Below are 22,185 nucleotides of genomic sequence, written 5' to 3'. Positions count from 1 at the left end.
TCGGTCTTGGATTTCGCCCCCAATTCTGGCACACTGTTCCTATGTCTTTGCCTCCAGGTTTCCTTGATGAACTGCGCACCCGTGTCAGCCTAAGCCAGGTTGTCGGGCGTAAAGTCATGTGGGATCAGCGTAAATCGAATATGGGTAAGGGTGACATGTGGGCGCCGTGCCCGTTTCACCATGAAAAGTCTGCCAGTTTTCACGTCGATGACCGCAAGGGATTCTATTATTGCTTTGGTTGTCAGGCCAAGGGCGATGCAATTGGATTTGTACAGGAAACTGAAAATGTCGGTTTCATGGAAGCGGTCCAGATCATCGCAACCGAAGCCGGGATGGAAATGCCCGCCCGCGACCCCAAAGCGCAACAGAAACAGGATCGCCGCACATTATTGGTGGATGTGATGGAACAGGCGGTACAATTCTTCCGTCTGCAGCTGAACACTGGTCGGGCCCATGATGCACGGGCCTATCTGGATCGGCGCGGGATGTCGGCGCAGTCGCTGGAGCGCTGGGAGATCGGCTTTGCCCCCGATGGCTGGCAGAACTTGTGGGATCATCTGCGTGGTAAAGGCGTCGAGGAAGACCTGATCATTGGCGCCGGATTGGCGAAACCGTCAACCAAGGGCGGCAAGCCTTATGACACCTTCCGCAACCGTATCATGTTCCCAATCCGCGATGCACGAGGGCGTGCCATTGCCTTTGGCGGTCGCGCGATGGATCCTAATGATAATGCCAAGTATCTGAACTCTCCCGAGACTGAACTGTTCGACAAGGGCCGCAGCCTTTACAATCACGCACCCGCCCGCACCGCGGCCGGTAAAGGCCAGCCGCTGCTGGTTGCCGAAGGCTATATGGATGTGATTGCTCTGGCGGATGGCGGGTTTGAGGCCGCCGTGGCGCCACTGGGGACTGCTGTCACAGAAAACCAGTTGATGATGATGTGGCGCATCGCGGATGAGCCGATCATTGCGCTGGACGGTGATACTGCGGGTCTGCGCGCCGCGATGCGGCTGATCGATTTAGCCCTGCCGCTGCTAGAGGCCGGTAAATCCCTGCGCTTTGCCATGATGCCCGAGGGCAAAGACCCCGATGATTTGATCCGTAGTCAGGGGCCGCAGGCCGTACAGGCGCTACTGGATCAGGCGGTGCCAATGGTGCGGCTGCTGTGGCAACGCGAAACCGACGGCAAGGTGTTTGACAGTCCCGAACGCAAGGCCGGGTTGGACAAAAGCTTACGCGAAAAGATCAAACTGATCCGCGACCCTTCAATCCGTAAACACTATGGCGATGACATCAAGGAAATGCGCTGGGCGCTGTTTCGGGGCAGCCGCAAGCCGCCGCGGGCAGGGTTTAACCCCAGTGGCGGCTTCAAGGATGGCGCGCGCGGGAAATGGAAGCCGGGCAAGCCAGTGCCGCAGCCTCTGGCCAGCACCAAGAGCTCGATGTTGGCCGCTGCTGACGATCAGGCGGCCATTGCAATGCGCGAGGCCGTGATCCTGGCCAGTGCCATTGCCACTCCGGCGGTAATCGTTGAATTCGAAGCCAACTTTGAACGCATGCCCTGCGCGGATCCGGATCATGCCATCCTGCGCGACCTGATCCTGCGCTATGGGCTGGGCGCACCGGATCAGTTGCGCGACGAAATACTCTATGCTTTGGGACCGTACGCCCTTGAAAACCTGCATGCGCTTCGCCATGTCGCAATCAGTCCCTGCCTGCGCAAACCCGGCAATCTGGAAATCGCCAGCCTGACGTTAAGTGAAGAATTCGCCAAAATAGAAGCGCGACATGGGTTGGATGCTGAACTCGCCGAGGCCGAGGAGGACCTGTCAGGTCTGGCAGATGAAGCCGTTACCTGGCGTTTGGGGCAGGCTGCCGAAGCCCGAAACAAGGCCGTCCGCAGTGAAAACGAAGACCGCGCTCAATATGATATTGCAGACAACGGCGCGCGTCTGGATAGAGAAGAACGCGACCTCTTAAGTGCGCTAACAGATGGAATCAACTTCTCACGAAAACAGCGCTGAGTCGTTTTGATAAGGAAGTGCTTAAAAAAACCGGGTAAACCGGGTAACGAATCACTCGGTTCACGCGAATCACCAACGTGAACCGAATCGCCCTTAGTCCCTGCAGGAGCTTTTAATGGCCGCCAAAGACACCGACGACCGCAAACGTGACGACCAGGAACCGGAAACTTCTCTGGATATGAGTCAGGCCGCCGTCAAAAAGATGATCGCTGAGGCCCGTGAAAAGGGCTACATCACCTACGATCAGCTGAACAAGGTTTTGCCACCCGATCAGGTGGGCTCGGAACAGATCGAAGACGTGATGTCGATGCTCTCGGAAATGGGCATCAACATCATCGAGGACGAGGAAGCCGAAGAGGAAGAGCAAAAAGGCTCAACCGAACTGGTCACTGCTGAGGGCACCCGTGAAGTTGCCGTAGCTTCTGCTGCGTCTGAGAAACTGGATCGTACCGATGATCCGGTTCGCATGTACCTGCGGGAAATGGGCTCGGTTGAACTGCTCAGCCGCGAGGGCGAAATCGCCATCGCCAAGCGGATCGAAGCTGGCCGCAACACGATGATTGCTGGCCTGTGTGAAAGCCCTCTGACCTTTCAGGCTATCACCATCTGGCATGACGAACTTCTGACCGAAGATATTCTGCTGCGCGACGTCATTGATCTGGAAACCACCTTTGGCAACACGATGAATGAGGACGGAACACCTCAGGAACCGGTTGTTGCGAACTCAGAGGTCAAGACAGAAAAGCCCGAGGCCAGTAGCCCCGAAGTAGACGCTGATGGCAATGCAATCAGCAGCGACGACGATGACGATGATGAAGACGATCAGGCAAACCTGTCTTTGGCCGCGATGGAAGCCGCGCTGAAGGATCAGGTTCTGACCATGTTAGAGCGGATCTCGTCGGACTATGCTGAACTGTCGGAAATGCAGGACAGCCGGATTTCGGCAACCCTGAACGAAGATGGCTCGTTCAGCAAACAGGATGAGTCCCGGTATCAGGCTCTGCGCTCTGAAATCGTCGAGTTGGTGAATGAACTTCACCTGCATAACAACCGTATCGACGCGCTGATCGACCAGCTGTACGGCATCAACCGCCGGGTTATGCAGATTGACGGTTCGATGGTGAAGCTGGCTGACCAGGCTCGTATCAACCGCCGCGAGTTTGTCGACGCCTACCGTGGTCGCGAACTGGATCCAAACTGGTTGGCCGAGATGGGCGAAAAGCCGGGTCGCGGCTGGAAAATGTTTATCGAGCGTTCGACCGACAAGGTTGAAGAGCTGCGCGCTGACATCGCTCAGGTCGGTCAGTATGTTGGTTTGGACATCTCGGAATTCCGCCGCATCGTTCAGCAGGTACAAAAGGGCGAAAAAGAAGCCCGCGCTGCCAAGAAAGAAATGGTCGAGGCCAACCTGCGTCTGGTGATCTCGATTGCCAAAAAATACACCAACCGTGGCCTGCAGTTCCTGGATCTGATCCAGGAAGGTAACATCGGCCTGATGAAGGCGGTGGACAAGTTCGAATACCGTCGTGGCTACAAGTTCTCGACTTATGCGACATGGTGGATCCGTCAGGCGATCACCCGTTCGATTGCTGATCAGGCCCGCACCATCCGTATTCCGGTGCATATGATCGAGACCATCAACAAACTGGTCCGCACCGGTCGCCAGATGCTGCACGAAATCGGCCGCGAGCCTACACCGGAAGAACTGGCTGAAAAGCTGCAGATGCCACTGGAGAAGGTTCGCAAGGTGATGAAGATCGCCAAAGAGCCGATTTCACTGGAAACCCCAATTGGCGACGAAGAAGACAGCCAACTGGGCGATTTCATCGAAGACAAGAACGCGGTCCTGCCGCTGGATTCCGCCATTCAGGAAAACCTGAAGGAAACCACCACGCGGGTTCTGTCTTCGCTGACACCGCGTGAAGAACGCGTGTTGCGGATGCGCTTTGGTATCGGCATGAACACCGACCACACGCTGGAAGAAGTCGGCCAGCAGTTCAGCGTGACCCGCGAACGGATCCGTCAGATCGAAGCCAAGGCACTGCGTAAGCTGAAGCACCCAAGCCGGAGCAGGAAGCTGCGGAGTTTCTTGGATCAGTGATTGCCAAGCCTGAAGATTTGCTTGGACTATTGGGCTCGCCATTCCCTGGCGAGCCCTTTGCTTTTGAAAAGGGGCCTGTACGAACGGAAGTGGGGGAGGCCTACCCTTGGGGAGAATACGGATTACTGGCGCTGGATTTTCCAGACCGGGGGGCAACCGTCAGTTTTTGCGACACGCCACCTTTTTCGTACGACTCGGTGACTTTCTACGAAAATGCCCCCAAGGACGCTTCGGACCAAGTGAAACTCAGTGCACGCCAGCCTTTGCCGGACGGTTTACATTGGGATTTGACTGTTGATGGTGTCAGAAAGATTCTTGGTTCACCTTTGTCACACGGACGGGGCAACTCGGTAGGTCTGTCGATTGAAGTGCCTTGGGGTACGAATGATACCCTGAACTACAAGCTACAAAATGCGTTGTACGTGAGTTTCGCGTTCTTCGATGGGAAATTGTACTCGGTTGAGTATTCGGACCAAGCCCTCAAACCTCAACGTCATGACCCAATGGAAACGTGGAAGGCACGCTTGATTATGGGGGTAGCGGTAATGTTCGGAGGTTTGGTGTTTTGGTTGAAGCAACAAGTAAGATGACCGCTGTTCCTTGTACAAAAAAGTATACGCCTAGCGATGCCCTTACTGCGTTGGAGAGCGCGGTTGTGGACACTGCCTTTTTGCAGATCCCTGCTTTGAAGAATGCAGAGAATGATACCCTGAAAGTCTCTTGTCGCGACTATACTGTCCATGGCCTTTATACATATTTTCGGGCTGATTTTACAGACGGATATCCTGAAGGTTTCGTGCTGGAACCCCTCGATATCCTCATCGAGAGTGATCAAATAGAAAACGGCGCATGTGCGATAGCCTACTATATTGGCAACTGTTTGCTAGGACTTGAGATGGCCAGCCATGGAGGGAGTTTTGCCCTTCCGGTTTCTTCTTTTCAATTGAGCAGCATTTGGAACTGACTAGCGGCGATTAAAAATGAGACGGAAGTTCTCACCACTGCCCGGCAACGCCCGGCCGCGCCTGACCTTCCCATCACGCCGCAGGCGTGCTTTCAGCACGACGAAGGCGCTTTGCGCCACCCCAAGGTCAAGCGCGCCCCTCAGAGAATACCGCCCGTTCACTTTCCAAGCCCCACCCGATATGTCACCATCCATCAAAAGTGTAAGGAGCCCGATATGTCCCTTTTGAAAAAACTCTTTGGCGGGTCTGATGCGGCGGCCCCTAAGGGTCCCGAGCCTGAAATCTACAAGGATTTCACAATTTTCCCCGATCCCATCGCAGAGGATAAACATTACCGTCTTGCTGCACGGATCGAGAAAGAGATCGATGGTGAGCTAAAGATACACAGGCTCATCCGGGCCGACACGCTCAATTCAAGCGAAGCCGCTGGTGAGGCTGCGATCCAGAAAGCAAAACTTGTGATCGACCAGATGGGCGACCGGTTGTTCAACTGAGCCCACTCAACGCAGCTCCGCACCACCCAAGGCGTTAACCATTTGCTAACCCGATGCGTTGCTCTGCACTGGTCTCGGACGTAGACTGTTCCCGGTGGTGATGAAAATTCGACTGGGGAATCCGATGTCTGCAAATTCAAATCTGACAACAGCACTAGGTGTGCTGGATGAAAAGCTCCAGTCGTTGCAGGCGATGACACAGGCCAACCAGTTTCTTGTCGATGCGCTGCGGGAAAAAGAACCGGTACTAAAGGCTCTCGATGCTGAAGGTGCTCGTGGTTTTCTGCGCCAATCGGCGAGGGCAAGATTTGGCGAAGATGAGAACCATGAAGAGGTTCTGGCTCTGCTTGAACAGATACTCGCGCCACGACAATCAGCAGATATCATTCCCTTTCCGAGCAGGTGATCCCCGCAGATTCGTCGTCTTTTGCGCCATAAATGGCTGGTTTCACAAATCGATCATGGCAGGGGTGGCGCAGCACGGCAGCTGTGATCTATGATGGACCAAAGTTATAAAGGTGCCAATTTGGGTGCCGCTATCATTGGTAAATAGATGAAAAAACCCCTGTTTGGTCTGGCGATCGTTGCCTTTACTATCTCTGCCTGCACCGGTGATACAGCTGATTTCAAGAGCACCACGCTAGGCGCTCGGGTCTATCCGCTTGAGGGGGGCATCTTTGAAGTGGTGCCGCCGATAGGGAGTACCGCCTCAGACTATTGGTGCGCGGCCTCTGATTATGCGCGTCGCCAACTTGGCGCCAGTTGGGAGACGCCGATCTATATAAACCGTGGTATGGCGCCGGGTGAGGCCTCCGGGCGCAGATCAACAGTCCTGTTCACGCTTAATCCGGTTGTGTCTGAAGTTCCGCATATTCCTGTGCGGCGGCTCGGCGCCTTTCACGTCGGGGACTCGATGACCGTTCAGGCCGGGGAAAATCAATGTAAGATCTTCCCGCGCTGGTTTTAGGCCACAAGACCCGCCTGACGCGCAAATTTTGACGTGACCATGGGGTTGTGGCGGATATATTTATTTGGACTGACAATGGAGTCATATTGATGAAACCACTTTACAGGTCTTTTGCTCTGATAGCTGCCATAGCGGTTGCGCTGCCAACTGCGGCGTTGGCCTTTCGTGCGGTGAACTCACTGCAGGTTAACCAGGTTGATAGCAACGTTTTCGAAGTGATTGGGCGCGCTGGTGCGTTTAAAGAAGATTACTGGTGTGGCGCTGGTGACTATTTGCGACGTCAATTGCGTCTGCCTTGGAGTACTGAAATTTATGTGGTTAGCGAGATTGGCCGTGGTGTAACCACTGGCGCCAGATCAGCGGTCCAATTCACCATCAACCCAGAAGCGGTTGGGGTGGTTCCATATGAAAAAAGCTGGGTAAGTAACATTCTGACGGTTGGGTATTCACGCAGTGTCACCGCTGCTTTTCATTACTGCGATCGCCGCTTGTTTAACCCTCTTTGGTTCTGATCAACCGCTTATGCCGCACATTTTGTTTGAAATAGAGACACGCGGGACGGGGCTGTACGAATTTACCCGGCAACCCGCACAGTGGGTTGCGAGCCAGGCAGATCATTGCGGCCTGTTGACCCTGTTTGTCCAGCACACCTCTTGCTCGCTCTTGATCCAGGAAAACGCTGATCCAGAAGTGCAGGGAGATCTGCAGGCGTTTTTCAGTCGCTTGGTGCCGCCCAGCAGTGATCCTTCGATGCACTATCTGCGCCATACCTATGAAGGCCCGGATGATATGCCAGCCCATATCAAGGCGGCGATGATGCCGGTTAGCCTGTCTGTGCCAGTCAAAGATGGGCAGCTGATGCTTGGGACCTGGCAGGGCATTTATCTGTTCGAGCACAGGACAGCACCACACCTGCGCAAGGTGGTCGCGCACCTGTCGTGAGGGCCTTATTTAGCGGTGCGAATATCCCTCTACCCAAATCCTAGCGGCTGTCCTATAACTGTGGATAACTGTGCGGAATTGCGTACAATTTATAGTCGAATTGGATGAAGGGAACGATTGATGCGCTGTCCGTTTTGCGGAAATGTTGATACCCAAGTCAAAGACTCTCGCCCGGCCGAGGATCATGTAGCGATCCGGCGACGCCGGTTTTGCCCGGCCTGTGGTGGCCGTTTCACCACCTACGAACGGGTTCAGCTGCGAGATTTGGTGGTGATCAAATCCAAGGGGAAACGCGAAGATTTTGATCGTGACAAGCTGGAGCGCTCGATCCGTATTTCGATGCAGAAACGCCCGGTTGATCCTGAACGGATTGATCAGATGATCTCGGGTATTGTACGGCGCTTGGAAAGCATGGGCGATACCGACATTCAGTCGAGCCGTATTGGTGAGATTGTGATGGAGTCTTTGGCCCGGATTGACACCGTTGCCTATGTCCGTTTTGCCAGTGTCTACAAAAACTTCCAGGCGGCTGATGATTTTGAGGACTTTGTCCACGAGCTGCGGCCTGATGTGCCGCCAGAAGAGTGAGCAGCGCTGACAGCAGATACATGGCGCTGGCCCTTAGCTTGGGGCGGCGAGGGCAGGGCTCATGCTGGCCTAACCCTGCGGTGGGCTGTGTTGTTGTTCTGGATGGTCGGATCATTGGACGTGGCTGGACACAGGCGGGTGGCCGTCCTCATGCTGAAACCATGGCATTGGCGCAGGCCGGGGGATTGGCGCTGGGGGCTACTGCATACGTGACGCTTGAACCCTGTTCGCACCACGGCAAAACGCCACCCTGTGCGCAGGCCCTGATCGATGCAGGTGTCACACGGGTTGTGGCTGCTATTGAAGACAGCGATCCAAGGGTTGCAGGCCAGGGGTTTGAGATCCTTCGCCGGGCTGGGATTGATGTTAAAACTGGCGCGATGGCTGAACAGGCGGCGCAGGACCACGCGGGCTTCTTTTTGAAAACCGAGCAGGGGCGCCCCCTTGTTACGTTAAAGCTGGCCAGCAGTTTTGATGGGCGTATTGCAACTGCAACCGGCCAAAGCAAATGGATCACCGGCCCCGAAGCACGCCGCGCGACCCATGCCATGCGCGCGCGTCATGATGCGGTGATGGTCGGGGCGGGCACCGCGCGGGCAGACGATCCTTCGTTGACTGTGCGGGATCTGGGGATTGATCAGCAGCCGACACGCGTTGTGATTTCAAGACATCTGGATCTGCCCCTGCTCAGCCAACTTGCCCGCAGCGCAACAGAGATCCCGCTGTGGCTCTGCCATGGTCCCGGAGCGGATACAGAGCGGCTGCGAGCCTGGGAGGGGTTAGGCGCCCGATTAATCCCCTGTGCGGTGCAGGGAACGCAGCTGGATGCATCTGACATCTTGCAGCAATTGGGTCGGGCTGGGCTGACACGGGTATTCTGCGAAGGCGGCGGTGCGCTTGCGGCCTCTTTGTTGGCCAATGATCTGGTGGATGAACTGGTAGGTTTTACTGCTGGGTTGGGTATCGGTGCTGAAGGTCTGCCAATGATTGGTGCGCTTGGGCTGAGCCGCCTGGAGCAAGCGCCAAAGTTTCAGTTGGTTGGCACACGTCAGATTGGGCAGGACATAGAGCATCGCTGGATTCGGGCGCTCAAATAGGGTGGCAGAATCCACGGGTGGGCTGAACGCGACAACGGCGCCCAAATTTGGATCTTCGCCTGGTTTGGCTGTGCGCACCAAACTGATCGTATCGGTATCTCAGTCTGATCTCAGGTCGCGTTCTTCTTTCTGCGCAAAAATACAATTGCAGCGGCCAAACAGATGATAATCTCAACGGCGAAAGTCCAGTGAAAGACGAAACTCCAAACCCACCAGTCAAATTTTGCTGGGACTTCGACAGCATTGAGGTGAAAATCTGAGAAGGGCCTAAGCCAGTAAATTTCTGCTGCAAAACTATCTAGCAGCGTGTGAACAAGTAAGCATGTCAGTGCTACCAGAATGTAGCGTCGTATTTGTTCTTGCCCCAGAACCCAAGACAGAATCCAAGTTGCAAAGGCAAGGAAGCACCAGAACAATGGCCAGTGAAAGAAATACTCGTGGTGCGCGGTTTGCCGGTTATCGACCAGATAGAACCATAACAAATCAAAGTCTGGCAAAATTGAGCAAACAAGCCCGACAGCTATCAAACTAGATCTGTTTTTGTGTTTCCTGGCAAGCAGGTTAGCGGTCAAATAGCCCGCTGGAAGATGTGCGATGAACATGATTGAATTGGGCCTCTAACAAGCAAAAATATTTAAACCATTCCCTTGCTTGGCGGGTGTCGACAGCTTGGATGGTCACGGCCATTACCGCCAAATATGTGCGTAGGTGGCCAGCAAGCCCTGCAACTTGGATAAAATCCGGTTGGCTGCGCCGGGGTGTGGGATCTCACCCGTTTGTAACCGTTGAACAGCCACTTCAACCGGGCAGGGCAGGCCGGTGACGGGGTCAAAATAGCGTGGGTAGTCGATGAGCGTCGCATGAACTAACCCCAGCAGTCCGGGGCGGGCTTTGCGGCGTTCGGGGATCTTGCCCAGATCTTGGGTCAGCCCCCAGCCTGCATAAAATGGTACCCCCAGTGTGGTGACCTTTACCCCCCGCAGCAGCGCCTCAAACCCCATCAAAGAGGTCATGGTCCAGACCTCGTCCACATGATCAAATAGCGCAGCCGGATCCGCCTTGGTGGCAATGACATCGGCCAGTTCTTCGGCCTCTATCTCGCCGTTGCGTAGGCCTGCCTCAACGTCTGGGTGCGGTTTGTAGATGATCACTGCATCAGGGTTCGCTGTGCGAGTGGTACGCAGTAAATCGAGGTTGTTCTTGACCTTGCCCGCACCGGTCAGGATCGACGCATCATCTTCGACCTGACCCGGCACCAGAATACGGCGACCAGCGGGCAGGTCCGGGCTATCGCCACCCAGATTGTATTTGGACAGACTGGATTGGACCAGACTGCGCAGCAAGTTTTCAGCGCGACGTTCCTGCGTTTCGGTCAGGCGGGTGCGTTGGGCAATCAGATCTTCCAGATCACTCGACTGGCTGGGGTCGTAATAGATGCCTTGGCGATCCGTCACCAGCGACAAGGGCGGCACCAGTTCGGCGCCCAGACCGCGTGAGCGCAGAAATCCGTCTTCGACCCGTGTGACACCGATGTGATCCGCGGTGGCTTTGCCCGCCCAGACCATCCAGTTGCGGCCGCTGGACTGCGCCTTGTGGACATCCTCGGTGAACAGAACCTTTTTCTCGCGGCCAAACATTTTTTGCATGGGGCGGCGTTTCCACAGCCGCATCCCAGATGCCGCCCAACCGTGGCGATCTTGCCGCCAGGCACCAACTTGAGCTTCAAGATTATCAAGCACGGTCTCCAGCTCACAGAGCTGGTCCTGAAACGGATCATACCACGTAGGGTACAGGAACATGGTGGCGGCACAAAGCTGTTGCCGGGTAAGGTTTCGCTGGCGGCGTGCCAGTGGGAACTCATCCTGTGTCAGGCCCCAGCCTGCATAGAACGGTTGCCCAAAAATACGGGGCTTGTGACCGGCCAGAATGGCTTCGAACCCCATTTGTGACGACACTGTGTAAACGCCGATGGCCCCGTCCAGTAGCTTCCAAGGGGAGACAGGCGTAGAGAGGAGGGTGATACGGTCGTTGGCCTGTTCGGGGCCATAGTGGCCGGGCCGATACCCTTGCTCGGTTTCCGGGTGGGTCTTGATGACAATACGGGCGCCGGGGTTTTCCTCTTGCGCAAAGACCAGCATTTCAAGGAACCGGGCCTTATCCGCGTTACTGGCGCGAACCGAGGCATCGCCGCGCGCCTGATCAACCACCAGTACATACCCGGGTTCGGGGGCTGGAGAGGCAGGATCAAAGGCGTTGTATTTACTCAGCTGCACTTCGGTCAGGCGCGCCACCGCATCACGGGCGCGACGCATCAGGGCGCTGTCATCCAGCGGATGGGTCGCAAGTAGCTGTTCCAGATCTGATGGCGTTGCCGGATCAAAATGAACGCCGGAATGGTCCAGTTGCAGACCAACGGGTGGTTCACCGGCGCGTCCGGGGTGGATGGACCGTAAAAAGGCGTCTTCAACCCTTAGCAGCCCTACCTCGCGTCTTTTGGCGACGGTCCGTCCACGGTGGGCGGTAGGGGAATTGCCCCAGATGCCAACCAGATCTTCAGGGCCGGGAAGTCCGAGCCGGATATCATAACCCGCCAGTTTCAGGATTCGGCGTAGTCGTTTTTGCCTGACGAATCCGCCGTTATAAACAAACAACCGGGAGCGTTTGCCCCCGGCCTGATGTCTGTCGTCAAGACGGGTCATCGGTGTTAGCCGCCGAACAGAGTATTGACGTTTGCCAGTGGCGTCAGTGGTGCGGCTAGCAGCGAGATGGTCTTCGTCCACTGCGCATATGGAGCCTCGGTTACATAGAGCGTGTCATCGTCGCGAATGACAAAGTCACGGGCGATGAACAACCCGTTGGGTTGGGTCAGGTTTAACACATAGACCATGCGCTGTGCCCCCTCCAGATCATCACGGCCCAGGACCTGACCTGCAATTTCGGCTGGTTCATTGCGGAACACAAATACGCCAGTGGGATCAGAGGCGGTGGAGATCAGGCCGCCGACCTGGGCAATTGCCTCAAGGGCTGACAGATCCTGGCTTTCAAACCGAACACGGGCTTGCGCACTGGTTGCCCCCAATGCAGTGAAGGCACGGGTGTCTTCTTCGACCAGAATCCGGTCGCCACCGCGCAGTGCTATGTCCAGCTCTGGGTGATCATACAAATCTTGGAACCAGATTTTGCCGCTTTCATTGCCACGGATCACTGTGACCTGAGCGATATCTGGTTGGATCGCCACACCGCCAGCGTTGGCCAGCATGGTGGCCAGTGTCCGGGTCGGACGTTCGATTGGGTAGACGCCCTGTGCACCAACGGCACCAATCAGGCTGACGGTTGAGCCATCACCGGCCAGACGACGCACCTGCACCTGTGGGTCCGGGGTCTGGTCTTCCAGCTTGGTGGTGATGGTTTCACGCAATTGATCCGGCGTATTGCCCGATGCACGCACGCGGCCTGCATAAGGCACAAAGATAAATCCGGCACTGTCGACCTGGACTTCTTCCAGAACTGTTGAATTTGTGGCTTCGCCGGCCAGCAGCCCGTCATCAACGTTTTCCCAGATCGTCAGACCCAGGACATCGCCGGGGCGAATAGTGTCTGATGTCAGCTGCCCGGCAGATTGGAACCCATTGGAAAAGCCAAGGGCAGGGACCACAGCTGTGGCGCGGGTCACCCGATCATTTACTGATACAATAAAGGCATCACCCTCTTTTTGCACCGATCCGGCAAAAATTTCACGCTTGTTGGGGCCAACTTTGGGCAGACTGCACGAGGCAGCAAGCGTAAGCGCGGCCAGCATAGCGATGGGGCGTGCCCACCGAAAGGGAACGGAATTCACTGCTCGGTCTCCTCGACCTATTATTGTTCTGCCTCAGGTCTTTTTTTGTCAAACTAGCGTAATGCAGAACAAAAATCCAGTGCTGCAACTGATACGACTTAGTTCACCGCATGCAACTGTTGCCGCGGGGCCGCGGTGCCTGATCTCAAGGCGTCGTAGGGATCGTCGCCACTTAGCATCATGTCGACCACCTGACGCATCAGTTGGCGGCGTCCTTTACGCGAATAAAAACCACCCGGAAGCTGCGAGGTTTCCAGCAAATACCGTCGATAATCCTTGTAAGCGCGGTTGTCTGGGCGCGATGCCGCAGCGAAAAAATCTGGAAGGGCCTGGGTCGAAACAAACTGTGGCTTGGCATAGACAGCCTGTCCAAACACCTTCAGCGGAATGCCGCGCCACAAGACCTGCTGACCTGCGGTCGAATTCACCGTCACAGCGGTTCGGGCTTCGTTCAGAAGCTGTGCCAGCTTGCCCCCCCGCACATAGTGAACCCTGTCAGAAAGGCCCTGTTCGCGCGCCAACCGTTTGACCTCACGGCGTAGCGGCACCCGTCCGTCTTCCAGCGGATGTGCTTTGACCACCAGATGATGATGCCGCGGGGCGCCTTTGGCAAAGCCTTCGATGATTTCGCTCAAAAACTCGTTCATGGTGGAAAACGGTGAGTGTTTTTGGAACGAGCTGTCATGCTCCAGTTGCAGCAGGGCAAGATGATAGGGAAATCCACCGCTGCGGATGCGCCAGGTGGCAAGGCGGCGCTGGACCGCCAGCACAGGCATCAACAGCAGGCGTTTCAGATAGAGTTGAAATTCTTTGGTCACAGGGATGGACCGATGAGGTTTGAAATTGCGGTAGTCGCCGTTTCTGAACATCACAAACCAGTGGTATAGCGCCCCGTAGAAAACGTGTTGGCGCATGTCACCCCAATGCGACGGCGGCAGTGGGGCCTCCATATCCGACAGTTCCAGTGCCTGCTGCATGTCTTCGATCGACATGTTCATCAGCTTTGAATTGCCGTTTGATCCACCACGTTCGTAGGTGACCCAGTAGGGGCGCAAATAGCCTTCTTCAAACACATGTACGCGAATACCGCGGGCCTTGGCCTGATCAACAGCCTGCGCATGAATGGGGCGCGTGTCGCCATAGAGGACTATATCGGTGACTTGGCGGTTTTCGAACAGATCTTCTAGCGTCTGTTCCCAGTCTTCTGGGGTGCCACGAAAAGGGATATAGCTGGCGGGATGAAACCAAAAAGCGCGATCCCCGGCATTAAACCCGACCCGCCAGACATCACATCCGGCAGCGCGCAACATTTTGCCAAGCGCATTAAAAAACGGCCCGTGTGGTCCCTGCAGGAACAAAAAAACGCGGTTGGTGTCGCTTGGTGTCGGCATATTGGCACTCATATTAGCCCTGCGGAATAACACAATGGTTAACGCATCACTGCGGCGAAACTAAGTCCGGGGCAGGGCGGTTGGCAAGTGGAGGATGATCTGGGCTTGTGCAGCTGTGGCGCACTGACTACCTGTTTCGAATATAGTTTCAGACCATCAAGGGGCACGCCATGTTCACAGGTATCATCACTGACGTCGGCACCATTGTCGAGCTCGAGCAAAAGGGCGACCTGCGGGCGCGGATCCGTACGGGATATGACACAGAGAGCATCGATATAGGGGCATCAATTGCCAGCGATGGTGTGTGCCTGACAGTGATCGCACTGGGTGAGGATTGGTACGACGTGCAGATCTCGGCTGAGAGCGTGTCAAAGACCAATATTGGCCGCAATGGTTGGCATGCTGGTAAACGTATCAATCTGGAACGTGCCTTGAAAGTGGGCGACGAATTGGGCGGTCATATCGTGTCAGGCCATGTCGATGGCGTCGCCGAAGTGGTCGAGATGGTTGAAACAGGCGACAGCACCCGTGTCACTTTGCGCGCACCCGAAGCTCTGGCCAAATTCATTGCCCCTAAAGGCTCCGTTGCGCTGAACGGTACCTCGCTGACGGTGAACGACGTGCGGGGCTGCGACTTTGACATCAATTTTATCCCCCACACCAAAGAGGTGACCACCTGGGGGGACGTCAAGCTGGGAGCACAGATCAACCTCGAGATTGACACGCTGGCCCGTTATGTGGCCCGGCTGGGCGAGTTTAACGCCAGCGCGTAACGCTCTGAAAAACGACTTTGGTTATACAACGGTCGCAGTTTGTAAGAAGTGGATTGAGACATGGATTTTGACTTCCAACCTTACATAATTGGTGAAACGCTGGTTGTTCGCCCGCTAAAGGCGGATGATTTTGACGGCTTGTATCTGGCCGCAAGTGATCCCTTGGTTTGGGCGGGGCACCCGGCCAAGGATCGCCACGAAAAGGAAGTCTTCAGGCCATATTTCGATATGCTGCTTGCAACTGAGGCAACAGTTGTTGTGCTGGAAAAAAGTACAGGTAAGGTCATCGGCTGCTCGCGCTATTACGAGGCCCCCACATCGGATCAGGACATTTCGATCGGCTATACCTTTCTGGAGCGCGCCTGTTGGGGCGGCACTGTGAATGCTGAACTGAAATCACTAATGATGGGTCATGTGTTCAAATTCCGGCCCGAGGTCTGGTTTCACATCGATCCGACAAACATCCGCTCCCAAAAGGCCACCGCCAAACTGGGGGCTGTCAACATGGGCGAAGAGGAACTGGATTTGGGCACCGGTGCTGCGCGCTGGATGTGCTTCAGGTTGACCAGTTCCGATTGGGAAGAAAAGGAAACGACATAGATGCGAGCCAGTTTGCGTGCCAAAGCGATTGAGATCTGTAACAAGAAGATCGCCGCCAAGGGCGAGGGGGTAGGGCTGTCCTTCTACGCCTTCTTTGCCAACAAAAATGACAATCCCGAGCTGCTGATGGAGGCAGCGACATGGTGGATCGAAACGCATGCGCTGGATCATTTTGAAAAAGCGGTGAAGGTGCGTGAAATGATTGAGGCAGGGGAGTAGATTCCGGCCTGCAGACCTCAACCAGAGTACCAAGTCCAACAACTTCATCTCATTTTGTGTCAAAGCGGAAAAACCAGAGAGACGTAAATGGAAGACCACATCAAGCCTTTGGTCGATGCCTACAACGATGCAGCTGAAATGCAGGCCGTGGGGATGGTGAACGATCCCGCGATTGGCCAGGTCGCCCGCGAATTACAAATGCTACAGATGCCTACACCGCGCCCTGCCAAGGGGGAAGTGACCGTCAGAATTGCAGCCTCTTCGATGCATGTTGACGAAATATATGCTGCGCAGGGAACTGCCCTTGGCCGGTTTTATGGCCCAAAGAACGTGTCCAAAGCCAATCCGGCGCGGATTGGGTCCTGCGCAACGGGCACGATTGTCGGGCTGGGTGAGGGGGCTGAAAACTTCAAAATTGGTGATGACGTCATCATAATTCCGTCGGAATATCCGCAGGCCGGATCTTGGGCAACTTACCAGTGCTTTGATGAAAAATGGATCATGCACAAACCGGATCAACTGTCGCATGTAGAGGCAGCAGCTGCGGTTATGGCGGCCTGCGTGTCTTGGGGCGCAATTGGGTTTGCTAAGGTGAATGCGGGCGACAATTGTGTCGTGGTTGGCGCCTCCGGAGCGATCGGGGTCATGGTCTTGCAATATCTCAAATCGCTTAACTGCCGGGTGACGGCGGTCTGCAGTGGCGCCAACGAAGAATTTGTTCGCAGCCACGGCGCTGACCAGGTGGTTGATTATACGAAGGATGATTTCGGCGAGGTGTTTTCTGCAGGCAATGACCCTGTCGATGCAGTGTTTGACTGCGTGGGGGGGCGAGACATCGAAGCCAGCGCTTTCAGGTGCCTTAAAAATAGCGGTACTTTTGTAACGGTGGTTGGCCCACGTCAGTACATTGGCGAGGAAAAACTGTCTTGGCCTGCAGTCCTCAAGGTGATGTCGCATATCGGATGGCGCATGCTGGTGACACGTCTCACCACCGGGCCAAAGTATAGTTTTGGCGCAAAGTTCCCCCGATTGGTTGTAGATGACGCGGTTGAGCAATTGCTGGAGCACAACATTCGAATGCCCGTGCCTGCCGCCATTCCGTTTGAAATTGATGCAATCAGGGACGCAGTGCAAAAACTCGTGACGCACCGGGAAAAGGGGCGCACCGTCATTTGTTTTGGCTCTGATTGACAGGCGTCCGGAAAGGGCGGGAAACAGATTTGAAAGATGGCAGCTTCAGGTGATTTTAATCGGCATCTAAGCGTTGCAGTCAATACGAGGGCAATGATTGGGGCAAGGTATTAGGTGCGAAGTCTTCCTTCTCTTGCAAAAAAGAACAATCGTCGGCAATCTGAGCGCGTTATGATTGCAAAATTTTTTCTATCCGTTTGGTTACTATTGGTGTCTTGGTCTTTTGCTGCTGCGGAAAAGGCTGAACGCAAGGTCGCACTGGTCATTGGCAACGCTGCGTACCAGAATGTTCCTTCGTTATCGAACCCCTCAGCAGATGCTACGGATATTGCGTCTGCTCTTGGACGTTTGGGGTTCGATGTTTCTTTGGGGTTGGATCTGGACGATGCTGAGATGCGCCGATCTTTGCGAGACTTTTCGCGCGCCACTGAAACCGCTGATCTGTCCTTAATTTATTTTGCCGGACATGGGATTGAAATCGACAAGACCAATTTTCTCATTCCTGTGAATGCTGAGCTGCATAAAGAACAGGATGCTGATTTTGAGGCCGTGTCGTTAGACACAATTATGTCGTCGCTGGCGTCTTCCGACGGGGTAAAGATTGTGCTGGTTGACGCCTGTCGGGATAACCCTTTTGCGGATAAGCTTAATGCGCAAAGGGGATCTCGTTCAATCGGTCAGGGTCTGGTTCGGGTGGACCCAATTGGTGGGGTGCTTCCAGGTGGTATTTTGATTGGTTACGCCGCTCGCGAAGGGCGTGTTGCATTTGATGGGGAAGGGCGGAACAGTCCTTATGCGCAGGCACTGTTGGAACAGATCGAAGAACCTGGACTGGAAGTAAGTAAGCTTTTCCGACGTGTGCGCGATCGGGTGTTCGAGCTGACGGCTGGTGATCAAGAGCCTTTTACATACGGGTCGTTGCCCGGGGCTGACATTTTTTTGTCTTCCGCCACTGCCAATCACATCGTTCTGGCGCACGAGGACACAGTGTTGATTGAGGAATTCGCTGCTGCAGAGCAAGTCGACGCTTTGGAAGTCTGGAACGATTTTCTGAAAAGATTTGGAGATCGGGTTGAACATCCGCTTGTCAGGGTGGCACTGCGACGGCAGGCTATCCTGCTGGCCCAAGCGCAGGAATTGGAAAGAGAGCAGGATCGAAGGGTTTGGCTTGTTCCTCAGTCGGGGCGTAAAACTATGCCTTTGGAGCTGAATTTAGACGAAAGAAAACTTGTTCAAAAGTCACTAGGCTATTTGGGTTTTGATACTGGCGGAATAGACGGAAATTTTGGTCCCAAAACCCGTGACGCAATTTTTTCCGCCCGAATAGCGGCTGGCTTACCGCCCGGAACTCAAGTTGATTTGCTGCTGCTTCGTGCTCTGCCAGACGTAACGTTAGTCGATGGGTTGCGATCTGAAACAGCGAGAACCTACCAACCAGATGAACTTCCCGAGTATCTGGAACCTAGACTGCGCAGAGCGTTGCTCGGTTTGGAGGGGTTTGAGGTTAAGTTCGACTATTTTGAAGGGCATTTGTATCTCGCTGTGTTGGCGCGCGGATTTGGAAGTTGGAATTACAAGAATGCACTTTCTGGGCGTGTCGGGGGGCACTTAGCTACTATTTCCAATGAACGTGAGAATGAGTTTCTGCTGAACCTTTTTAAAAATGACGAACGATTTGTTTCCCTCGATGGTTCGGGTTACCTACACGGCCCCGCATTTGGTTTGGTTCAACGAGAAGGGGCACCTGAACCTGGCGGAGGTTGGGGTTGGGTGACAGGAGAGCCATTTTCTTACAGGAAATGGGCGAGAGGCAGACCTAATCATGGGCATTTCAATCATGAATTTGGAAGTTTTTTCAGTGAGTCTGGAAATGTAAACAGGATGTCATCTTGGAACGACACAGCTGGAGAACGCCCCCCGTTTTTGGTCGAGATTGAATGAAATCTTCACAGGAATTAGGAGTTAAGACTGCTGCAGTTAAACGCAGCCAAGCCGTGATTTCGTCGCAATACAAAACAGTCGCGACATAGACAATTCAATTTCCATCTCAAATATTTTCGGTCTCCAACACATTGTAAGACCTACAGACATATGCTCAAGTGCCTGTCGCTCACAGCGCGACTATTCTAGGGGAATACCAATTGACCAACCGATCCAGCAACCGAGATGCATTTGAAACCCGGGCTATTCATGCAGGCCAAGAGCCTGATCCGCTGACAGGCGCGGTTGTGACCCCGATCTATACCGCAAGTACGTTTGTGCAGGATGGCATCGGTGAAAATCGTGGCTTCATGTATTCCCGATCTGCAAATCCGACCCGTCTGGTGCTCGAAGCCTGTCTTGCGGACCTTGAAGGCGCGGCGACTGCCATTGCTTGCCCAACTGGACTGTCCGCAGCCTCGACCATTCTGGAGCTGCTGGAATCCGGGGCGCATGTTATTGCGCACCATGATGTCTACGGTGGTATTTACCGGCTGCTGGAGCTGGTGCGCAGCCGTAGCGCAGGTTTGGATGTTACATTTGTCAACTTTTCAGACCCTGATGCGGTTAAGGCGGCCATCCGTCCTGACACCGCCATGTTATGGTTTGAAACTCCGTCGAACCCGTTGTTGGAAGTGGTCGATATTGCCTTTGTGGTTGAGCAAGCCCGCAAAGTTGGGGCCCTGACGGTCTGCGACAACACCTTTTGTTCGCCCTATTGCCAGCGACCGCTGGAGATGGGGGTGGATATCGTGATGCACTCAGCCACGAAGTTCCTGAACGGGCATTCGGATCTGCTGGCCGGTGTGGCAGCGGTTTCTCCCAACACAGATCCAGCGGTGGCAGAGAAGCTCAGGTTCTTGCAAAACTCGACCGGCGCGGTGATGGATCCGATTGCCTGTTCCACCCTGCTGCGCTCGCTTAAGACGCTGCCACTGCGGATGGAACGTCATGCGGGGAACGCTATGGCCATTGCCGAGTTTCTGGATCAGAACAAGGAACGGTTGGGTATCACCAGGTTGACCTATCCCGGCCTTGCCTCACACCCACAGCATGAGCTTGCCAAACGCCAGATGACCAGCTTTGGCGCAATGATCACCATGCAGCTGACCGGAGGGCAGGCCCGCGCCAACAAAGTTGCACAATCTTTGCGGCTGTTTGCTTATGCGGTCAGTCTGGGTGGAGTTGAAAGTCTGGTTCAGCACCCTGCGAGCATGACCCACGCTATCCTGCCGCCTGAACGCCGCGAAATGCTGGGTGTCACGGACAACCTGCTGCGCCTGTCGGTAGGCGTTGAACATGTCGACGACCTGATCGCTGATCTTGAAGCCGGGCTAAGCGGTGTCGGCTCAGAGTAACCAGCTGCAACCGTTGCGCATCTGGCGCACACCCAATTGAGGCAGGCTTAACTAAGCTATGGCAAGGTGCCTGCCAATCGCGATTACCGCTGGGCCTATCACCCCCGGCACAGGAAACAGGGCCCCGGGTTGCGCCGGGGCGCATCTGATCTGGATCACGCACGGGGGCACTGCTCCCGTCCGCCTCCGCTTTGGCGACGTCGCCATTTTAATCTGACTGGACGACATTCCGAATAATATGATGAACCGACGGGGCTGGGATCCTGTTGGGCAGTTTCGCATGTCTTATACTGTTTTATTTGGCCGTTAGACCGGGTGCGCCCGACCCTCCCCACAGGAGGGCGCTTTGCACCCACCCAGGGTCAGGCGCACCGTAAGAGAATACCTGCGGTTCCGGTGTCTTGATAATGAACTGGCGACGCCGCGATTTACCCCTGCCATGCCGTTACCGGGTCTGGCATTTTCCCCTCATCTGCACTATCTGCCCTTTGTACATGAGAGTCCCTGACTCCTGCCCATCGAAAGGCTGCCCTTATGAGCTTTGAAACCCCCAGTCCGGTCGAAACAGACCTGCGCGCTGCAATCAGCCCCATCGAAGAGATTATTGAGGATGCGCGCCAAGGCCGTATGTTCATTCTGGTTGATCATGAGGATCGTGAAAACGAGGGAGATCTTATCATTCCCGCTCAGCACGCCGATGCGGCAGCGATCAATTTCATGGCAACTCATGGCCGTGGTTTGATCTGCCTGACCCTGCCTGCCGCGCGGATTGATGAGCTGGGCCTGCCAATGATGGCGATGCACAATTCCTCGCGCCACGAAACCGCATTCACAACTTCGATTGAGGCCCGTGAGGGTGTCACAACCGGAATTTCGGCTGCTGACCGTGCTCTGACAGTGGCCACAGCGATCAACCCCGATCAAGGTGCTGCTGATATTGCGACCCCAGGTCATGTGTTCCCACTGCGTGCGCGCAACGGCGGTGTGCTGGTGCGAGCAGGCCATACCGAGGCTGGCTGTGACGTGGCGCGTCTGGCAGGCTGTTATCCGTCGTCAGTGATCTGTGAGATCATGAACGAAGACGGCTCCATGGCGCGCCTGCCGGATCTGCTGGGTTATGCCAAGACCCACGAGTTGAAAATCGGTACGATTTCGGACCTGATCAGCTATCGTTCGCGCAATGACAATCTGGTGGTAGAAACCTCGCGTGAAACTGTGACCTCTGAATTCGGCGGTGACTGGGATATGCGCCTGTTCACCGACCAGACCCACGGCATCGAACATGTTGTGTTGATCAAGGGGGATATCACGACCCCTGAGCCCGTTTTGTGCCGTACTCATGCCTTGCACGAAGCATCCGATGTGCTGGGGCTTGGTCCCAAACCAACCAGCGAATTGCCCAAAGCGATGCAACTGATTGCGGACGAGGGGCGTGGCGTGGTTTGTCTGTTCCGGCAACCTCGGAATTCGCTGTATGTGGTCGAGGACGAAGGTCCACGCACCATCAAACAAACCGGCCTTGGCGCTCAGATTCTGTCCAAGTTGGGCGTCAACGAACTGGTGCTGTTAACCGATTCTCCCGAAACGCGCTATCTGGGTCTGGACGCCTATGGTCTGTCCATCACCGGCACACGCCCAATTCTGTCGGAGGCCTGAT

At 55.1% G+C, this 22,185-nt stretch carries 22 protein-coding genes; 18 read left to right on the top strand and 4 right to left on the bottom strand.

The features are described from left to right. The first annotated feature begins 41 nt into the window (after positions 1 to 41). From dnaG to ribD, 11 genes are all read left to right on the top strand, one after another. Positions 42 to 2,024: a DNA primase gene (gene dnaG / locus FEE96_RS06595; protein WP_138162235.1), complete on the top strand. Its 1,983-nt coding sequence runs from the start codon at positions 42 to 44 to the stop codon at positions 2,022 to 2,024. Between the two features lie 115 nt (positions 2,025 to 2,139). Then, complete coding sequence (gene rpoD / locus FEE96_RS06590; protein ID WP_138162234.1) at positions 2,140 to 4,125, top strand: RNA polymerase sigma factor RpoD; 1,986 nt, start codon at positions 2,140 to 2,142, stop codon at positions 4,123 to 4,125. Beyond that, positions 4,122 to 4,715 (top strand): hypothetical protein, encoded by a 594-nt coding sequence (locus FEE96_RS06585; RefSeq protein ID WP_138162233.1) that lies wholly within the window; start codon positions 4,122 to 4,124, stop codon positions 4,713 to 4,715. The genes rpoD and FEE96_RS06585 overlap by 4 nt, the downstream gene beginning before the upstream one ends. Beyond that, entirely contained in the window at positions 4,712 to 5,089 is a 378-nt protein-coding gene (locus FEE96_RS06580; RefSeq protein WP_138162232.1) for a hypothetical protein, read from the top strand. The genes FEE96_RS06585 and FEE96_RS06580 overlap by 4 nt, the downstream gene beginning before the upstream one ends. A 216-nt stretch (positions 5,090 to 5,305) precedes the next feature. Further along, on the top strand, positions 5,306 to 5,584 hold the full coding sequence (locus FEE96_RS06575) for an HlyU family transcriptional regulator (RefSeq protein ID WP_138162231.1): 279 nt from the start codon (positions 5,306 to 5,308) through the stop codon (positions 5,582 to 5,584). 124 nt (positions 5,585 to 5,708) lie between these two features. Continuing rightward, positions 5,709 to 5,990: a hypothetical protein gene (locus tag FEE96_RS06570; protein ID WP_138162230.1), complete on the top strand. Its 282-nt coding sequence runs from the start codon at positions 5,709 to 5,711 to the stop codon at positions 5,988 to 5,990. Positions 5,991 to 6,137: 147 nt separating this feature from the next. Next, a complete protein-coding gene (locus FEE96_RS06565; protein ID WP_138162229.1) occupies positions 6,138 to 6,551 on the top strand; it encodes a hypothetical protein in 414 nt (137 codons plus the stop codon). An 89-nt stretch (positions 6,552 to 6,640) separates the two neighbouring features. After that, positions 6,641 to 7,063 carry a hypothetical protein gene (locus tag FEE96_RS06560; RefSeq protein WP_138162228.1) on the top strand — a complete coding sequence of 141 codons (423 nt, stop codon included), beginning with the start codon at positions 6,641 to 6,643 and terminating at the stop codon, positions 7,061 to 7,063. Positions 7,064 to 7,073: 10 nt separating this feature from the next. Beyond that, positions 7,074 to 7,493, top strand: coding sequence for a secondary thiamine-phosphate synthase enzyme YjbQ (locus FEE96_RS06555; protein WP_138162227.1), 420 nt, complete (start codon positions 7,074 to 7,076; stop codon positions 7,491 to 7,493). A 120-nt stretch (positions 7,494 to 7,613) separates the two neighbouring features. Next, a complete protein-coding gene (gene nrdR, locus FEE96_RS06550) occupies positions 7,614 to 8,081 on the top strand; it encodes a transcriptional regulator NrdR (protein WP_138162226.1) in 468 nt (155 codons plus the stop codon). After that, positions 8,078 to 9,178 carry a bifunctional diaminohydroxyphosphoribosylaminopyrimidine deaminase/5-amino-6-(5-phosphoribosylamino)uracil reductase RibD gene (gene ribD / locus FEE96_RS06545; RefSeq protein ID WP_281278353.1) on the top strand — a complete coding sequence of 367 codons (1,101 nt, stop codon included), beginning with the start codon at positions 8,078 to 8,080 and terminating at the stop codon, positions 9,176 to 9,178. The genes nrdR and ribD overlap by 4 nt, the downstream gene beginning before the upstream one ends. A 110-nt stretch (positions 9,179 to 9,288) precedes the next feature. Here ribD and FEE96_RS06540 read toward each other — a convergent pair whose 3' ends face one another. The 4 genes from FEE96_RS06540 to FEE96_RS06525 all read right to left on the bottom strand — a co-directional run bounded on the left by FEE96_RS06540 (position 9,289) and on the right by FEE96_RS06525 (position 14,407). Then, complete coding sequence (locus tag FEE96_RS06540) at positions 9,289 to 9,780, bottom strand: metal-dependent hydrolase (protein WP_138162225.1); 492 nt, start codon at positions 9,778 to 9,780, stop codon at positions 9,289 to 9,291. A gap of 84 nt (positions 9,781 to 9,864) precedes the next feature. Then, the gene (locus FEE96_RS06535) at positions 9,865 to 11,877 is read right to left on the bottom strand and encodes a capsular polysaccharide biosynthesis protein (RefSeq protein WP_138162224.1); all 2,013 of its coding nucleotides are present in this window, start codon (positions 11,875 to 11,877) and stop codon (positions 9,865 to 9,867) included. A gap of 5 nt (positions 11,878 to 11,882) precedes the next feature. Continuing rightward, positions 11,883 to 13,016, bottom strand: a complete 1,134-nt coding sequence (locus tag FEE96_RS06530; RefSeq protein ID WP_138162223.1) for a polysaccharide biosynthesis/export family protein — start codon at positions 13,014 to 13,016, stop codon at positions 11,883 to 11,885. 98 nt (positions 13,017 to 13,114) lie between these two features. Further along, positions 13,115 to 14,407 (bottom strand): capsule biosynthesis protein, encoded by a 1,293-nt coding sequence (locus FEE96_RS06525; RefSeq protein WP_138162222.1) that lies wholly within the window; start codon positions 14,405 to 14,407, stop codon positions 13,115 to 13,117. Positions 14,408 to 14,577: 170 nt separating this feature from the next. Between FEE96_RS06525 and FEE96_RS06520 the strand changes: the two genes are divergently transcribed. The 7 genes from FEE96_RS06520 (at position 14,578) to ribB (ending at position 22,184) form a co-directional block, all read left to right on the top strand. Further along, a complete protein-coding gene (locus tag FEE96_RS06520) occupies positions 14,578 to 15,180 on the top strand; it encodes a riboflavin synthase (RefSeq protein ID WP_138162221.1) in 603 nt (200 codons plus the stop codon). Positions 15,181 to 15,240: 60 nt separating this feature from the next. Next, positions 15,241 to 15,780 (top strand): GNAT family N-acetyltransferase, encoded by a 540-nt coding sequence (locus FEE96_RS06515; RefSeq protein ID WP_138162220.1) that lies wholly within the window; start codon positions 15,241 to 15,243, stop codon positions 15,778 to 15,780. After that, positions 15,781 to 15,999: a DUF6500 family protein gene (locus tag FEE96_RS06510; RefSeq protein ID WP_138162219.1), complete on the top strand. Its 219-nt coding sequence runs from the start codon at positions 15,781 to 15,783 to the stop codon at positions 15,997 to 15,999. Between the two features lie 87 nt (positions 16,000 to 16,086). After that, on the top strand, positions 16,087 to 17,190 hold the full coding sequence (locus FEE96_RS06505) for a quinone oxidoreductase family protein (protein WP_138162218.1): 1,104 nt from the start codon (positions 16,087 to 16,089) through the stop codon (positions 17,188 to 17,190). Between the two features lie 171 nt (positions 17,191 to 17,361). Continuing rightward, positions 17,362 to 19,131 (top strand): caspase family protein, encoded by a 1,770-nt coding sequence (locus tag FEE96_RS06500; protein ID WP_138162217.1) that lies wholly within the window; start codon positions 17,362 to 17,364, stop codon positions 19,129 to 19,131. A gap of 200 nt (positions 19,132 to 19,331) precedes the next feature. Continuing rightward, on the top strand, positions 19,332 to 20,528 hold the full coding sequence (locus FEE96_RS06495) for a trans-sulfuration enzyme family protein (protein WP_171021627.1): 1,197 nt from the start codon (positions 19,332 to 19,334) through the stop codon (positions 20,526 to 20,528). A gap of 534 nt (positions 20,529 to 21,062) precedes the next feature. Then, positions 21,063 to 22,184, top strand: coding sequence for a 3,4-dihydroxy-2-butanone-4-phosphate synthase (gene ribB / locus FEE96_RS06490; protein WP_138162216.1), 1,122 nt, complete (start codon positions 21,063 to 21,065; stop codon positions 22,182 to 22,184). Position 22,185: the final 1 nt, after the last annotated feature.

The sequence above is a fragment of the Parasedimentitalea maritima genome (assembly GCF_005771405.1).
Classification (GTDB): domain Bacteria; phylum Pseudomonadota; class Alphaproteobacteria; order Rhodobacterales; family Rhodobacteraceae; genus Parasedimentitalea; species Parasedimentitalea maritima.
The sequence above is the reverse complement of the archived record's forward strand: the minus strand, read 5'-3'. Positions and strand labels throughout refer to the sequence as shown.

Bases quoted from the DNA above. Each gene is read 5' to 3' on its own strand.
- dnaG (WP_138162235.1), top strand. From the start codon at position 42: ATGTCTTTGCCTCCAGGTTTCCTTGATGAACTGCGCACCCGTGTCAGC.
- rpoD (WP_138162234.1), top strand. From the start codon at position 2,140: ATGGCCGCCAAAGACACCGACGACCGCAAACGTGACGACCAGGAACCG.
- FEE96_RS06580 (WP_138162232.1), top strand. From the start codon at position 4,712: ATGACCGCTGTTCCTTGTACAAAAAAGTATACGCCTAGCGATGCCCTT.
- FEE96_RS06575 (WP_138162231.1), top strand. From the start codon at position 5,306: ATGTCCCTTTTGAAAAAACTCTTTGGCGGGTCTGATGCGGCGGCCCCT.
- FEE96_RS06570 (WP_138162230.1), top strand. From the start codon at position 5,709: ATGTCTGCAAATTCAAATCTGACAACAGCACTAGGTGTGCTGGATGAA.
- FEE96_RS06565 (WP_138162229.1), top strand. From the start codon at position 6,138: ATGAAAAAACCCCTGTTTGGTCTGGCGATCGTTGCCTTTACTATCTCT.
- FEE96_RS06560 (WP_138162228.1), top strand. From the start codon at position 6,641: ATGAAACCACTTTACAGGTCTTTTGCTCTGATAGCTGCCATAGCGGTT.
- FEE96_RS06555 (WP_138162227.1), top strand. From the start codon at position 7,074: ATGCCGCACATTTTGTTTGAAATAGAGACACGCGGGACGGGGCTGTAC.
- nrdR (WP_138162226.1), top strand. From the start codon at position 7,614: ATGCGCTGTCCGTTTTGCGGAAATGTTGATACCCAAGTCAAAGACTCT.
- FEE96_RS06540 (WP_138162225.1), bottom strand. From the start codon at position 9,780: ATGTTCATCGCACATCTTCCAGCGGGCTATTTGACCGCTAACCTGCTT.
- FEE96_RS06535 (WP_138162224.1), bottom strand. From the start codon at position 11,877: ATGACCCGTCTTGACGACAGACATCAGGCCGGGGGCAAACGCTCCCGG.
- FEE96_RS06525 (WP_138162222.1), bottom strand. From the start codon at position 14,407: ATGCCGACACCAAGCGACACCAACCGCGTTTTTTTGTTCCTGCAGGGA.
- FEE96_RS06520 (WP_138162221.1), top strand. From the start codon at position 14,578: ATGTTCACAGGTATCATCACTGACGTCGGCACCATTGTCGAGCTCGAG.
- FEE96_RS06515 (WP_138162220.1), top strand. From the start codon at position 15,241: ATGGATTTTGACTTCCAACCTTACATAATTGGTGAAACGCTGGTTGTT.
- FEE96_RS06510 (WP_138162219.1), top strand. From the start codon at position 15,781: ATGCGAGCCAGTTTGCGTGCCAAAGCGATTGAGATCTGTAACAAGAAG.
- FEE96_RS06505 (WP_138162218.1), top strand. From the start codon at position 16,087: ATGGAAGACCACATCAAGCCTTTGGTCGATGCCTACAACGATGCAGCT.
- FEE96_RS06500 (WP_138162217.1), top strand. From the start codon at position 17,362: ATGATTGCAAAATTTTTTCTATCCGTTTGGTTACTATTGGTGTCTTGG.
- ribB (WP_138162216.1), top strand. From the start codon at position 21,063: ATGAGCTTTGAAACCCCCAGTCCGGTCGAAACAGACCTGCGCGCTGCA.